A 13,054-nucleotide genomic window follows, 5' to 3' on the forward strand; every position below is an offset into this window, starting at 1 on the left:
AATCAGATTGGACCCAAGTATGAAACAAGACGTTTTTGGACAGATGAACACCTTGGCGCAGCCGGAAGCTGTCGAAGCCTGGAATGGTGTTCTGCTTGGGTTTATGGCGCATGCCGCGGCTACACCCCAACATCTGGGCAAAGTGTTGGAGCTTGAGCCCGATTTTGCTTTGGGTCATGCCGTGAAAGGCCTGTTCATGGCCCTTCTCGGTCGGCGTGAGATGATGGCGGTTGCAGTCGAGGCTTTGGCGGCTGCCAATGCTGCGATGAGCCGGCAGCCCGTCTCGGCGCGCGAGCGGCTGTTTGTCGATGCATTGGGGCTGTATCTGGCGGGACACCTGACACAGGCGGTGCAAAAGTTCGAAGCGGTTCTGCGCGATCATCCACAGGATACGTTGGCGATGAAACTCAGCCATGCGACCCGTTTCGTTCTGGGGGATCCGGATGGAATGCGCCGTTCGATCGAACGGGTAATGCCAGCATATGAACCCGATCACCCCGGTCGCGGCTATCTGCTGGGCTGCCATTCCTTCGCGCTGGAAGAAACCGGAGCCTACGAAAAGGCCGAAATTGCAGGACGTCAGGCGCTTTGGATGGTGTCCGACGATGCCTGGGGTCTGCACGCGGTGGCCCATGTCCATGAAATGACCGGCAACGCGCAGCTGGGCCTTGACTGGCTGGCCGGGCGCGAGGCGGCCTGGGCCCATTGCAACAACTTCCGCTATCACGTCTGGTGGCATAAGGCTCTGATGCATCTGGATCTGGGTCAGATTGATCAGGTGATGGATCTGTATGACAACCACGTCCGCAAGGACAAAACCGACGATTACCGCGACATCTCGAACGGAACTTCGCTGCTGATGCGGCTTGAACTTGAAGGCGTAAATGTTGGGAATCGCTGGGAAGAACTGGCTGACCTGAGTGCTGCGCGCACCGAAGATGGCTGCCTGATCTTCGCCGATCTGCACTATCTACTGGCGCTGACCGGTGACAACCGCGCCGACGCCACCGCCAAGATGCTGACCCGCATGAACAAGGATGCAGCGCGTGCCAATGACGACACCACCCGCCGTATGGCCGATCCCGGTGTCGCGGCCGCCATGGGCCTTGAAGCCTTTGGTGACGGCCATTATGGCACGGCATTTGATCACTTGTTGGCGGCGCGCGGTTCAATGCAACTGGCCGGTGGAAGCCACGCACAACGTGATGTATTTGAACGCATTACCATCGACTCGGGTCTGCGTGCCGGGCGTCTGGATGCCGTCGAACGTATTCTGGATGACCGCCGTGCTAAACGCGCCGGCGGTGAAGACAATTATGCCATTGCGCGCCGTGCCCTGATTGATGCGGCGCGCGACGGCGGAGACATGCAAAGCGTCCCCGCCGAGTAACAAGACGACCAAGAAGGACAGAGACCGTATGGCGACCATATCGCCCGCTGCTGATTTTGCACCCGTCGCGGCCTCGGCTGCGACCCCCGCCCGCACGCGTGACCCGCGACTGGATTTCTATCGCGGCATCGCTATGTTCATCATCCTGATTGCCCACATTCCCAATGATCCCTGGGCGAATTGGATCCCGGCGCGCTTTGGGTACTCAGATGCAACCGAGATCTTCGTGTTCTGTTCGGGCATGGCCTCGGCCATCGCCTTTGGCGGGGCGTTCCTGTACAAGGGCTGGTGGATGGGCACAGCCCGTGTGGCCTATCGCATCTGGCAGGTTTATTGGGCCCATATTGCCCTGTTCTTCTTTGTTGCCATGACAATGGCAGCGCTGGACCTGACCGGTGCGTTCGAGAAAACCTATGTCTCGTCGCTGAACCTTCAGCATTTCTTCGATGATCCCGCCCCGCAGATGGTGGGGCTCTTCACGCTGACTTATGTACCGAACTACTTTGACATCTTGCCGATGTATCTGGTGGTACTGGCGCTGATGCCGCTCTACATCGCGCTATACCGTATCAGTTTCTGGCTGATGGCTGCTGCATCTGTGGCGATCTGGTGTGTCACCCAGACCGGCGCGCTGGCCCTTCCGGCCGAGCCGTGGTCGGATCGGCAATGGTTTTTCAACCCGTTTGGCTGGCAATTGCTGTTCTTCACCGGATTTGCCTTGATGCGCGGCTGGATTCCCGCTCCACCGGTATCGAAATCTCTGGTCTGGGCGGCTGCCTTGTTCCTGATCCTGTCAGCTCCGTTTGGATCTTGGAAGGTCTTCCTCTGGGTCAATACCGCTGCGCCTGAGTTGGGCGCTGCGATCCGAAAGATCTGGCCACTGACTGACGAATTGCGCGACAAAACCGAGTTTGGCGCGCTGCGATATGTCCATTTTCTGTCATTGGCCTATCTGGGTTGGGCCGCGGCAGGCGAACATGGTCACCGCCTGATTGCGACGGGTCACAGCATGGGCGCGCGCGTCTGGCAGTTCCTGTTGACAGTCATCACCAAAGTCGGTCAGCAATCCCTTGCAGTCTTTGTATTTTCCATGGCGGCAGCACGACTTATCGGCGTTGCCCTTGATCAGACTGGGCGGGATGTTGCCACCGTCTTTGTCGCCAATATGATTGGCTTTGCCATGATCATTGGCGTGGCTTATCTGGCATCTTGGTTCAAGTCTCAACCCTGGAAATTGAAGAGATGAATTTAACCCGTCGCGCATTCCTCGTCTCGACGACAGCCTTGGCCTTTGCCCCATCGGCCTATGCATCCGGGGGCGCAGTCCCCTTTGACCGCGACTACGTGGTCGAATTGGCCCGCGACCTGGCCAGCCGCCCTTATGCGGAACGTGAAATGGTTCCTCAGGAATGGCAGGATCTGACTTACGAACAGTATCGCTCGATCCGATTCCGACTGGACCGGGCTTTGTGGTACGAGACCGAAACACCATTCAACGTCGATTTCTTCACACCGGGCCTGTATTTCCCCCGGACCGTCAAGGTGGAAACGGTCGAAAATGGCATGACCACACCGGTCGTTTTCGATCTGGGGATGTTCGAGAAATCTGAAGATGTGCCACAATTGCCCATCGACGAGACTCTGGGCTTTTCAGGCCTGCGCCTTCGGACCGAGATGCACCGCCCCGGCAAGACGGATGAATTCTGCGTCTGGCAGGGTGCCAGCTATTTCCGCGCTATCGGTCTGGACGAGGTCTACGGTTTGTCAGCACGCGGTCTGGCCCTGAAAACAGGCGAACCGGATGGTGAGGAATTTCCTGAATTCATCCGTTTCTGGCTGGAACGCCCCAAACCCGGCCATCGCAATATGGTCGTCCATGCGTTGATGGACAGTCCGAGCGTGACTGGCGCCTATCGCTTCAATGTCACGGCGGGGGCAGATTGCGTTATCGATGTCGAGGCCACGCTTTTTCCCCGCGAAGACCTGCCTCATGTGGGTATCGCGCCGGGCACCTCGATGTTTCTGTTCGACCAGACCAACCACAGCCGGTTTGACGATTTCCGCCCTGCCGTCCATGACAGCGACGGGCTGTTGATCCGCAATGGCGCGGGCGAGGTGTTGTGGCGTCCGCTGGCCAACCCGACCCGCCTGCAAATATCTTCCTTCGTTGACGAGAACCCGCGCGGCTTCGGGCTGATGCAGCGCAAGCGCGAGTTTTCGGACTATGCCGACCTTGAGGCGAATTATCACAAACGCCCGGGCCTGTGGGTCGAGCCTCAGAATGACTGGGGCAAAGGCACCGTTTCTTTGGTCGAAATACCGGCAGATCAGGAAATCTACGACAACATCGTCGCCTATTGGCGTCCGGCAGAGCCCTATGCAGCAGGCAGTCGGGTTGATCTGTCCTATCGTCTGATCTGGGGTGAGGAGCCTCAGCGCACTCCGATGCCACGGGTGACCAACACCGCCATGGGCGAGAACACCTTCGGTGAAGGGCGTTTGGCTGTCATCGATTTCGAAGGCAGCGATTTGTTCGATGATATCGAGGCGATCAGTGTCTTCGTGGATTCCCCTCATGCAGAAACCTCGGACGGTGTTCTGCAACGCAACCCGGATACGGGTGGATTGCGTCTTGCGTTTTCATTCCAGCCAGATGGGCGCGATCATGTCGAGTTGCGCGCGCAACTGCTGAAAGACAAACAGCCTGCCTCTGAGGTGTGGCTTTACCGATGGACCATATGAACCGCGATTTGCATATCATGCCGCCCGAGGCACCTCTGGCGATGCCCGCGCAGAATTTCAGCGTTGGGTTCCACGATGCTGATGCCCCGTCGGGCACAGACACGGGCGCGACTGGATTTTGGCGCGCGCTTGCGTTTTCACCGGCGATGGTAGCGACATTGGGCCTGCTGTGGATCATGAGCGACTGGTTCAGCGCCCAGGGGATCAATCTGATCGAGGGCATCCTGTTGGCGCTTATCTCGTTCAACTTCTTCTGGATTTCGTTCACGGTCTGCACCGTTCTGCTGGGTATGGTTTCGCTGTCGAGACAGGATCGTCCGCAGCGCAAACGCACAGCACAGCCCCTGCGCGTTGCCCTTTTGACACCGGTATACAACGAAGTGCCATGGAACGTGCTGGGCAACGCCCGCACCATGCTCGAAGATTTGCAGGCACGCGGTGGGCAGCATCACTATGCCATGTTCATCCTGTCCGACACGCGCGATCCTGAAATCGCGGCACAGGAACAGGCCAGCGTCGAAGCCCTGCGCACCACGCTCGCCCCAGGACTGGAGTTGTATTACCGCCGTCGCGAGCAAAACACCGACCGCAAGGTGGGAAACATCGCCGACTGGGTCAGTCGCTGGGGCGCAGACTGGGACGCGATGCTGGTTCTGGATGCGGACAGCCTGATGACCGGCCGCGCTATACACCGGCTGACCGATGCGCTGGCGCGTGATCCCGGTGCCGGGCTGATTCAGAGCTATCCGCAACTGATCGGCGCGCAATCGGTTTTTGCCCGAATGCAACAATTTGCCAATGGAGTCTATGGCATCGCCTTTGCCGAAGGGTTGGCGCGTTGGTGCGGGCAAGAGGGTAATTATTGGGGCCACAACGCAATTATCCGCACCAAGGCTTTCGCTACCAGTGCCGGACTGCCCAAGATGCGTGCGATCAACGGTCAGGATAAGCTGATCATGAGCCACGATTTCGTCGAGGCTGGATTGCTGCGCCGTGCCGGATGGGCGGTGCGGTTCCTGCCGCGCATTCGGGGATCTTACGAGGAAACGCCCCCCACACTGATCGATCATGCGTTGCGGGATCGGCGTTGGTGCCAGGGCAATCTGCAACACCTGAAACTGTTGGGCTCAACTGGATTCCGGGCCGTCTCGCGTTTTCACATGTTCCACGGTGCCGTTGGCTATTTGATGTCACCTTTGTGGTTTGCGCTGCTTTTGATGTGGGCACTGATCGGTCAGGGCAAAGACGCTTCTGTCCTGCATTACTTCAGCCCCGATAATCCGCTGTTCCCGCAATGGCCGGAAATGTCGGAAACCCGGCACGTTCTGATCATTCTTGTGATGTATGCAATGCTGCTGGCACCCAAGGTGCTGGGAGTTCTGGCTTTGCCGCTAAGCGGTGTACGCTATTCCGAATTCGGAGGCGGCCTCAAGTTCCTGACCTCGTTTCTGGCCGAGGTCATTCTGTCGATCCTGTATGCGCCGATCCTGATGGTGCAACAGATGATCGCCGTTTTCCGGACGGCGCTTGGCATTCAGCGGGGCTGGTCGCCGCAAGCACGCGACGGTGGCAGTTACGGATTGCGCACGCTGCTTCTGTGTCATGCATTGGAAACAGTCAGTGGCATCGCCTTGAGTGTTGGTATCCTGTCCGGGCTGGTCTCGATCTGGTTGGCTCCGATTGCCATCAGTCTCGCCCTGGCCATCCCGCTATCGGCGCTCAGCGGTGTTTCGGCCGGTGCCGCACGCCGGATGGTCGGGATGCGCGAGGATTTCCGCGAACCAGCCATCACCCGGTCGGCCCGCCGTTACCGGGCCGAGCTGAAGCAACTGGTTGAAGGCAAGATCAAGATGACCCCGGCAGAGTGATCAACTGCCGGGAAGCCCTTCGTACCAATCCACGACCATATCGGCCCAACCGGCTGGAACTGTATGACCCCCCGGGAACAAGGCGAACTCCAGCGCGCTGCCTTTGGCACAGGTGGTCCAGCGGCGGCGCATGAAATTCCCCGTTGTGCTAAAGCCGGCCGGTTTGTGATCGACGCAGCCATTTGCCTCGCGCCAGATTTCGAGCCCGGCATAGATATCGCCCTGCTGAAACCGGCCACCGCCCAGTAGGCGCCCCTCAAGCGGAACTACGTTGTCCGTCCAGCCATGGGTATGTAACATCCGGATTGGACCCTTGCAGGTTTCTGGGTGTGGCCGCCAGAATCCTCCAGACACCGGAACATATGCTGAAAATGTCTCGGGCGCCTTGCAGGCGAGATAGTTGACCATAAAGCCACCAGCCGAAAACCCGCCCAGCATGACCCGGTCCGCATTGATTCCGAACCGGTTTTCCGCGTCCTGAACCACTTCGGACAGAAAAGCAGTTTCATCCCGTTCGCCAAATCCAGGGATAAAATTCCAGCTTTTTCTGCCGCCCCGGTTGGGCCTTTCCGAACCTTCAGGCGCCATCACTGCATAACCGCGCGCCAACAGAGGTTCGACCATCCCGCGATTTCGCATCGTTCCCGATCCACTGCCGGCATATCCGTGCAGAAACACCACCAATGGCGGGTTTTCCGCATCGGGCAGTTCGATATGGTACGCGCCCAACGAGGTTTCGCAAATTTCCCCCTGATCAGCGCAACCCGCCAGGGCCAACTGCGCGGTGAAGGCAAATACTGCTGCCAGGCCGATTTCCCTGATCATCCCGCATCCTCATTATATTTGCGAACCGGTAAACCGGCTCTTACCCATCCCGGCCCGGCCGCCGAACCCAACATACCCTCGGGTACGTCGATGATATTTGTGAATCCGGCCTCAATCAAACGATTGCTGAGGCGCGCGGACCGCACCCCGCGGGCGCAAATCAGCGCCACGGGCGCAGCCTGATCACCGCCGGTCATTTGTGTCAGAACGTCGACGAAATCCTCGCGGCGCATGTCCAGCGGTACCGCGCCCTCGCCAATTCCCGAGGCGCGCCACTCGCGCGGTGTGCGGATATCAACCAGCAGAACGCGCCCGTCCACTGCCTGCTCGTGGGCGTCGGCCACGCTGATGCGACTGCCGTTGTGATCTTCGGGGATCAGCCTGTATTGCCTAATCGCAAACCCGGCAGCAATCGCGGCACCGACGCCAATCACTACCCACCGTCGGGATCGGTTCATTTTTTCGGCCACACCTCAGCCTCCTGTTCGCTGGTGCTATTTCTATCACAACCAGACAGCAGGTTGCGCGGTGAAAGACAGCTCGCAGATCAAGATCTGCGTCATTAATGCGCTGCGCCGCCAATACCTTGGTGATCCATTGCAGCTCGTTAAAAAGTTGCCATCTCTGGACAGTCGGCAAAATATCCTTACAAAATTGACCTCACCCTGACCGCCCAGACCGGAGTATCGCACTTGTCCCTATTCCTTATCGCGGCCCTTCCCTTCCTTGGTGCTGTATTTCCCGCACTGCTGATCCGCGCGGGCCGAAACGCTGCCGCATCCGCAGCCGGGTTGACCACATTTCTGGCCCTGATGGGGCTGTTGATCCACATCCCTTCGGTCATGCGTGGAGACGTCGTGACCGCCCGGTTTGACTGGATACCGAGGTTAGGCCTGAACGCGAATTTCATGCTGGACGGGCTGGGATTTCTTTTCGCCTTGCTGATCCTCGGCATTGGATTGCTCATCATTCTCTACGCACGGTTTTACCTGTCGCGCGAAGACCCGATGGGGCAGTTCTATACCTACCTGCTGCTATTTCAGGGGGCGATGGTTGGTATTGTCCTGTCCGACAATATCCTACTTTTGATTGTTTTCTGGGAACTTACATCGCTCAGCTCATTCCTGCTGATCGGCTATTGGAAACATCTGCCCGATGGCCGTCAGGGCGCGCGCATGGCCTTGGCCGTCACCGGCTCGGGCGGGTTGGCGATGATCGCCGGGATGCTGATCCTCGGCAATATCGTTGGGTCCTATGACCTGAGTGTCATTTTGCAGAGCAAGGAACTGATTCAGGCGTCCCCCTACTACCTGCCGGCGTTGATCCTGATCCTGTTGGGCGCTTTCACCAAGTCGGCACAGTTCCCGTTTCACTTCTGGCTGCCGCATGCGATGGCCGCACCGACACCGGTTTCCGCCTATTTGCACTCGGCCACCATGGTGAAAGCCGGTCTGTTCCTGATGGCGCGGATGTGGCCGGTTCTGGCAGGAACAGATGCCTGGTTCTACATCGTGGCCACGACTGGTCTGATCACCATGCTGCTGGGTGCGGTCATCGCGCTGTTCAAGGATGATCTAAAGGCGCTGCTGGCCTTTTCGACCGTATCCCATCTGGGCCTGATCACCATGCTGCTGGGCTTTGGCACCAAAATTGCCGCCGTGGCCGCCATTTTCCACATCATCAACCATGCGACCTTCAAGGCTGCCCTGTTCATGACCGCCGGGATCGTGGATCACGAGACCGGTACGCGGAACCTGAAACGGTTGGGCGGTCTGCGCCACCTGATGCCGATCACCTTTACCATCGGCACCATCGCGGCCCTGTCCATGGCGGGTCTGCCGCCGCTGAACGGCTTTTTGTCGAAAGAGATGATGCTGGAAGAGACCGTCCATACCACCTGGTTGCATTCACATTATCTGGTTCCGGGACTGGCACTTTTGGCAGCGCTGTTTTCGGCCGCTTATTCTTTCCGATTCGTCAGCCATGTTTTCCTTGGACCCCAGCGAGACGATTATCCCGCCCATCCGCATGACCCGCCTGTCGGGCTGTGGCTGGCACCCGCATTGCTGGTGGTGCTGGTCGTCCTGATCGGCCTGAATTCCGCAGTAATCGTTGGCCCCCTGATCGCCGTGGTTTCCAGCGCGGTAATTGGCGGAGAGAAGCTGCCGTATTACTCGCTCAAACTGTGGCATGGCTTCACGCCTGCACTTTACATGTCGGTTGTTGCGACGTTGGGCGGCCTGTTCCTGCTGGCAATGCACAAACGCGGCGAGCAGGTCTGGAATGCCCTGCCCCGACCCGAGGCCAAGGTGATCTTTGAGGCAATCATCGACGCGCTGACCAGGTTAAGCCGCTGGATAACCGATGAAATGCATAACGGTGTTCTCAGCCGCTATGCGGTCATCTTCGTCGCCTTCACTGTAGGCCTTGGTTATTACGCCTATTCGACAGGCACCATCGGTGTGGAAACACGCGTTCCGCTGCCAGCGCAGATCATTCCGATCATCGGCTGGATCTGTTTGGTGGGCGCGACGCTTGGTATCATGTGGTTCCACCGGAACCGCCTGTTGTCGCTGGTTTTGATCGGTGTCGTGGGCCTGATCGTTTCCATCGCGTTCAACTATCTTTCAGCTCCTGACCTTGCCTTGACGCAAATCTCGGTCGAGGTGGTAACGATGATCTTGTTGCTGCTGTCGCTGAACTTCCTGCCGACCGAGACGCCGTGGGACAGCAGCGCGGCGCGGCGATGGCGGGATGCCGCGATTTCCGTCGTTGCCGGTCTTGGCACCGGCGCGCTGGTCTACGCGATGATGATGCGCGATTTTGCATTTCCAACGATTTCAGAATTCCATCTGGCCAATTCCTATAAGGGTGGTGGCGGCACCAATGTTGTCAACGTGATCCTGGTCGACTTCCGGGGTTTTGATACGTTTGGCGAGATCATCGTGCTGGGCATTGCCGCGCTGATTATCTTTGCGCTGACGGAATCCGTGCTAAGCACCAATGTCCGCAGTTACCTGCTGAATCGCAAACCGCATTGGCCTCAATCCGGTGATTCACATCCGCTGATGATGGTTGTGGCGACCCGCGTGATGATGCCAATTGCGCTGATGGTCGGGGCTTATATTTTCTTCCGTGGGCACAACCAGCCAGGCGGCGGATTTATCGCGGGGCTGATCGTCGCCATCGCCTATCTGATGCAATACATGGCCAGCGGCTATACCTGGGCGATTGAGCGGCAGCGGTTTTATTACCATGGCACCATTGGCTGGGGCGTCCTGATCGCCGCAGCCACGGGTCTGGGGGCCTGGTTTAATGAACGCCCCTTCTTGACCAGTGATTTCGGCTATCTCCACTGGCCGCCACTTGAGGAATTCGAATGGGCCACCGCCATGCTGTTTGACACGGGCGTGTTCCTTGCGGTTCTGGGCGCGGTAATGCTGGCGCTCGACAGCCTGTCCCGCTTTGCATGGCAACCCGGAATGGCACAGGAATTTCCGATGGATATCAACCCTCTGCGGGACTCTCCACCGGAACAAGAACAAGAGAAGGAGCAGGCCTGATGGAAGCGCTCGTAGCCTCTGCCGTCGGTATCTTGACCGCTGCCGGAATATTCCTGATCCTGCGCCGCCGGACGTTCCCTGTTATTCTGGGCCTGTCGCTGATTACTTACGCGGTCAACGTGTTCCTGTTCGCGACCGGGCGCCTTGCGCTGAACGCCCCCCCGGTTCTGAACAAATACAAGGACGTCGCTTATACCGATCCTCTGCCACAGGCGCTGGTGCTGACCGCAATTGTGATTTCCTTTGGGATGACCGCGGTGATCGTGATGATCTCGCTCAGCGCGTACCTGTCCTCCAAGGATGACCATATCGACATGACAGCGCAGGACAGCGTAGATGCAGCAGGAGAAGACGCATGAACCACTGGATCGTTGCGCCGATCGTCCTGCCCGCGATCCTGGCTCCGTTTAACATCATGGTCCTGCGATACCATCTGGATTTGCAGCGCATCTTTTCGGTTGCCGGTGTTGTAGCCCTGTTGGGTATCGCCTTGACGATCACGGCACAGGCCTCGGGCGGAGATATTCAGGTATACGAGCTTGGCAACTGGCCTGCCCCGTTTGGCATTGTCATGGTGCTGGATCGAATGTCAGCCATGATGGTTTTGCTGACAGCTCTGCTTGCCCTGCCGATTGTGCTTTACGCCATTGCAACAGGCTGGGACAACCGGGGCAAGCATTTCCACGCCCTGTTCCATTTTCAGCTTATGGGTGTCTGCGGCGCTTTCCTGACCGGAGATGCCTTTAACCTTTTCGTGTTTTTCGAAGTTCTGCTGATCGCCTCTTATGGCCTGATGACCCATGGTGGCGGTGCGGTGCGGTTGAAGGCGGGTGTGCAATATGTCGCTTACAACCTGTTGGGATCGACTTTGTTCCTGTTTGCTTTGGGCACGATCTATGGCGTGACTGGGACACTGAACATGGCAGATATCGCCTTACGGGTAGCAGAAATCCCGGCCGAGGATACGGCATTGCTGCGGGTTGGCGCGGTTCTTTTGCTGCTGGTCTTTTGCATCAAGGCCGCCGTTCTGCCCCTGCATTTCTGGCTACCTGCCAGCTACGCCAATGCGCCAATGCCCGTCGCGGCCCTGTTTGCAATCATGACCAAGGTCGGGGCTTATTCGATTCTGCGGATGTTCACACTGGCCTTTGGCCCCGATGTCGCCGCAACACAGGGACTGGTGGGTGCGTGGTTGCAACCTGCTGCACTTGTCACTTTGGCTGTCGGGGCTATCGGCATTCTGGGGTCAAAACACATCGCCCGCATGGTGGCGTTCTGCGCGATTGCATCCATGGGCACCCTGTTGATCGCAATCTCGCAATTCACGCCTGATGCAACAGCCGCGGCACTGTACTATGTGTTCCATTCGACACTGGCGACAGCCCTGCTATTCTTGGTTGCCGATCTGGTGATGGCGCGGCGCGGCGGGGCCATCGCACCAACGCCACCCATGCCGCAAAGCGGGCTGGTGTCCGCGCTGTTCTTCGTGGGGGCGATTGCGATGGCGGGGATGCCGCCCTTGTCCGGCTTTATTGGCAAGCTGCTTGTGCTGGACGCCTCGCGCGATGCTTCGGATGCCACGACGGTCTGGGCCGTGATTCTGATCAGCTCGTTCGTCACAATAATCGGGTTGGCCCGAGCCGGAACTTTGATTTTCTGGAAAAGTTACGACACTCAGGCTGTTCCGATAGCTGAGCCAGCGGAAAATGAAGCTGCCCCTGCACCGGTCGCACCTGAACCGCAACCCGGTCTGGCCTTTACTGCCGTGTTTGGCGCCGTAGCCGGCCTGATCCTGCTGACATTGTTCGCGGGTCCTGCGCTGGAATATACAAGCCAAACCGCAGGGCAGCTGTTTATGCCTGAAAACTACATCTCTGCCGTATTGGGAGGGGCCGAGTGATGAAACTGCTACACCGGATTTTTCCGCACCCGCACCTGACCATTTTGTTGACGATCGTCTGGATTCTGCTGGCCAACAGCCCGTCACTGAATTCTCTGGTCTTTGGCCTGATCCTTGGAATCATCATTCCCTTCGTCACACAACCTTACTGGCCCGACAGGCCCAAGCTGCGCAACTGGCCCATGGTCGCCGAATACATGATCGTGGTGCTGTGGGATATTGTCGTTGCAAATATGACGGTGGCCCGGATCGTCCTCTTCAAACGCAATGAAGACCGGCGGCCCAACTGGGTTAGCATTCCGCTGGAGCTTCGGACACCCGAGGCCATAACCGTGCTGGCCGGAACCATCACGATGACGCCCGGCACCGTCAGTTGCGACCTGTCGGCACAGGGGCACAATCTGCTGGTTCATTGCCTGGACGCGCCGAACCCGGATCAGGTGCGCGACGAAATCAAGCAACGCTATGAACGTCGCCTGAAGGAGATTTTCGAATGATCGAATACGCAATCTACTTTGCATTTGCCTGTTTCGGCGCGGCGATCATGATGTGTCTGTGGCGGATAATTACCGCGGACGGCGTTGGGACCCGGGTTCTGGCTCTGGATACGATGGTCATCAATACGATTGCCCTGATGATCCTTTATGGCCTGTCGAAAGGGACCGAGATTTTCTTCGAAGCGGCGATGATCATCGCGATGCTGGGCTTCGTCTCAACCGTGGCTTATGCACGCTTCATGCTGCGCGGCAACATCATCGAATGAGGG

Annotated in this window: 11 protein-coding genes; 9 read left to right on the top strand and 2 right to left on the bottom strand. The window is 58.1% G+C overall.

Annotation, left to right across the window (positions count from 1 at the left end):
• The first annotated feature begins 19 nt into the window (after positions 1 to 19).
• Genes ACR0AM_RS02770 through mdoH form a run of 4 tightly spaced genes read left to right on the top strand, consistent with a single transcriptional unit; the run spans position 20 to position 6,000 of the window.
• A complete protein-coding gene (locus ACR0AM_RS02770; RefSeq protein ID WP_480517646.1) occupies positions 20 to 1,390 on the top strand; it encodes a tetratricopeptide repeat protein in 1,371 nt (456 codons plus the stop codon).
• A gap of 28 nt (positions 1,391 to 1,418) precedes the next feature.
• Positions 1,419 to 2,636 carry an OpgC family protein gene (locus tag ACR0AM_RS02775; protein WP_480517648.1) on the top strand — a complete coding sequence of 406 codons (1,218 nt, stop codon included), beginning with the start codon at positions 1,419 to 1,421 and terminating at the stop codon, positions 2,634 to 2,636.
• Positions 2,633 to 4,132, top strand: coding sequence for an OpgD/OpgG family glucan biosynthesis protein (locus ACR0AM_RS02780; RefSeq protein WP_480517650.1), 1,500 nt, complete (start codon positions 2,633 to 2,635; stop codon positions 4,130 to 4,132). The genes ACR0AM_RS02775 and ACR0AM_RS02780 overlap by 4 nt, the downstream gene beginning before the upstream one ends.
• On the top strand, positions 4,129 to 6,000 hold the full coding sequence (gene mdoH, locus ACR0AM_RS02785; RefSeq protein ID WP_480622048.1) for a glucans biosynthesis glucosyltransferase MdoH: 1,872 nt from the start codon (positions 4,129 to 4,131) through the stop codon (positions 5,998 to 6,000). Before ACR0AM_RS02780 ends, mdoH begins: the two co-directional genes overlap by 4 nt.
• Here the strand turns inward: mdoH and ACR0AM_RS02790 are convergent, their stop codons facing one another.
• Together ACR0AM_RS02790 and ACR0AM_RS02795 are read right to left on the bottom strand one after the other, a co-directional pair.
• Positions 6,001 to 6,825 carry a CE1 family esterase gene (locus ACR0AM_RS02790; protein WP_480622049.1) on the bottom strand — a complete coding sequence of 275 codons (825 nt, stop codon included), beginning with the start codon at positions 6,823 to 6,825 and terminating at the stop codon, positions 6,001 to 6,003. It lies immediately after the preceding gene.
• On the bottom strand, positions 6,822 to 7,283 hold the full coding sequence (locus tag ACR0AM_RS02795) for a rhodanese-like domain-containing protein (RefSeq protein ID WP_480622083.1): 462 nt from the start codon (positions 7,281 to 7,283) through the stop codon (positions 6,822 to 6,824). Before ACR0AM_RS02795 ends, ACR0AM_RS02790 begins: the two co-directional genes overlap by 4 nt.
• A 234-nt stretch (positions 7,284 to 7,517) precedes the next feature.
• Between ACR0AM_RS02795 and ACR0AM_RS02800 the strand changes: the two genes are divergently transcribed.
• From ACR0AM_RS02800 to ACR0AM_RS02820, 5 genes are read left to right on the top strand one after another with little or no spacing between them, the layout of a single operon-like run.
• Positions 7,518 to 10,388, top strand: coding sequence for a monovalent cation/H+ antiporter subunit A (locus ACR0AM_RS02800; protein WP_480473520.1), 2,871 nt, complete (start codon positions 7,518 to 7,520; stop codon positions 10,386 to 10,388).
• Positions 10,388 to 10,747 (top strand): Na+/H+ antiporter subunit C, encoded by a 360-nt coding sequence (locus ACR0AM_RS02805; RefSeq protein ID WP_209503290.1) that lies wholly within the window; start codon positions 10,388 to 10,390, stop codon positions 10,745 to 10,747. The genes ACR0AM_RS02800 and ACR0AM_RS02805 overlap by 1 nt, the downstream gene beginning before the upstream one ends.
• Positions 10,744 to 12,288 (top strand): monovalent cation/H+ antiporter subunit D, encoded by a 1,545-nt coding sequence (locus tag ACR0AM_RS02810; protein WP_480622050.1) that lies wholly within the window; start codon positions 10,744 to 10,746, stop codon positions 12,286 to 12,288. The genes ACR0AM_RS02805 and ACR0AM_RS02810 overlap by 4 nt, the downstream gene beginning before the upstream one ends.
• Positions 12,288 to 12,785 (top strand): Na+/H+ antiporter subunit E, encoded by a 498-nt coding sequence (locus ACR0AM_RS02815; protein WP_480473523.1) that lies wholly within the window; start codon positions 12,288 to 12,290, stop codon positions 12,783 to 12,785. Before ACR0AM_RS02810 ends, ACR0AM_RS02815 begins: the two co-directional genes overlap by 1 nt.
• The gene (locus tag ACR0AM_RS02820; protein ID WP_209503286.1) at positions 12,782 to 13,051 is read left to right on the top strand and encodes a K+/H+ antiporter subunit F; all 270 of its coding nucleotides are present in this window, start codon (positions 12,782 to 12,784) and stop codon (positions 13,049 to 13,051) included. Before ACR0AM_RS02815 ends, ACR0AM_RS02820 begins: the two co-directional genes overlap by 4 nt.
• Positions 13,052 to 13,054 lie beyond the last annotated feature (3 nt).

It is taken from the genome of Ruegeria sp. AD9, assembly GCF_056542305.1.

Excerpts from the sequence above, each read along its gene's own strand:
- ACR0AM_RS02770 (WP_480517646.1), top strand. The coding sequence starts at position 20 with ATGAAACAAGACGTTTTTGGACAGATGAACACCTTGGCGCAGCCGGAA.
- ACR0AM_RS02775 (WP_480517648.1), top strand. The coding sequence starts at position 1,419 with ATGGCGACCATATCGCCCGCTGCTGATTTTGCACCCGTCGCGGCCTCG.
- ACR0AM_RS02780 (WP_480517650.1), top strand. The coding sequence starts at position 2,633 with ATGAATTTAACCCGTCGCGCATTCCTCGTCTCGACGACAGCCTTGGCC.
- mdoH (WP_480622048.1), top strand. The coding sequence starts at position 4,129 with ATGAACCGCGATTTGCATATCATGCCGCCCGAGGCACCTCTGGCGATG.
- ACR0AM_RS02790 (WP_480622049.1), bottom strand. The coding sequence starts at position 6,825 with ATGATCAGGGAAATCGGCCTGGCAGCAGTATTTGCCTTCACCGCGCAG.
- ACR0AM_RS02795 (WP_480622083.1), bottom strand. The coding sequence starts at position 7,283 with ATGAACCGATCCCGACGGTGGGTAGTGATTGGCGTCGGTGCCGCGATT.
- ACR0AM_RS02805 (WP_209503290.1), top strand. The coding sequence starts at position 10,388 with ATGGAAGCGCTCGTAGCCTCTGCCGTCGGTATCTTGACCGCTGCCGGA.
- ACR0AM_RS02810 (WP_480622050.1), top strand. The coding sequence starts at position 10,744 with ATGAACCACTGGATCGTTGCGCCGATCGTCCTGCCCGCGATCCTGGCT.
- ACR0AM_RS02815 (WP_480473523.1), top strand. The coding sequence starts at position 12,288 with ATGAAACTGCTACACCGGATTTTTCCGCACCCGCACCTGACCATTTTG.
- ACR0AM_RS02820 (WP_209503286.1), top strand. The coding sequence starts at position 12,782 with ATGATCGAATACGCAATCTACTTTGCATTTGCCTGTTTCGGCGCGGCG.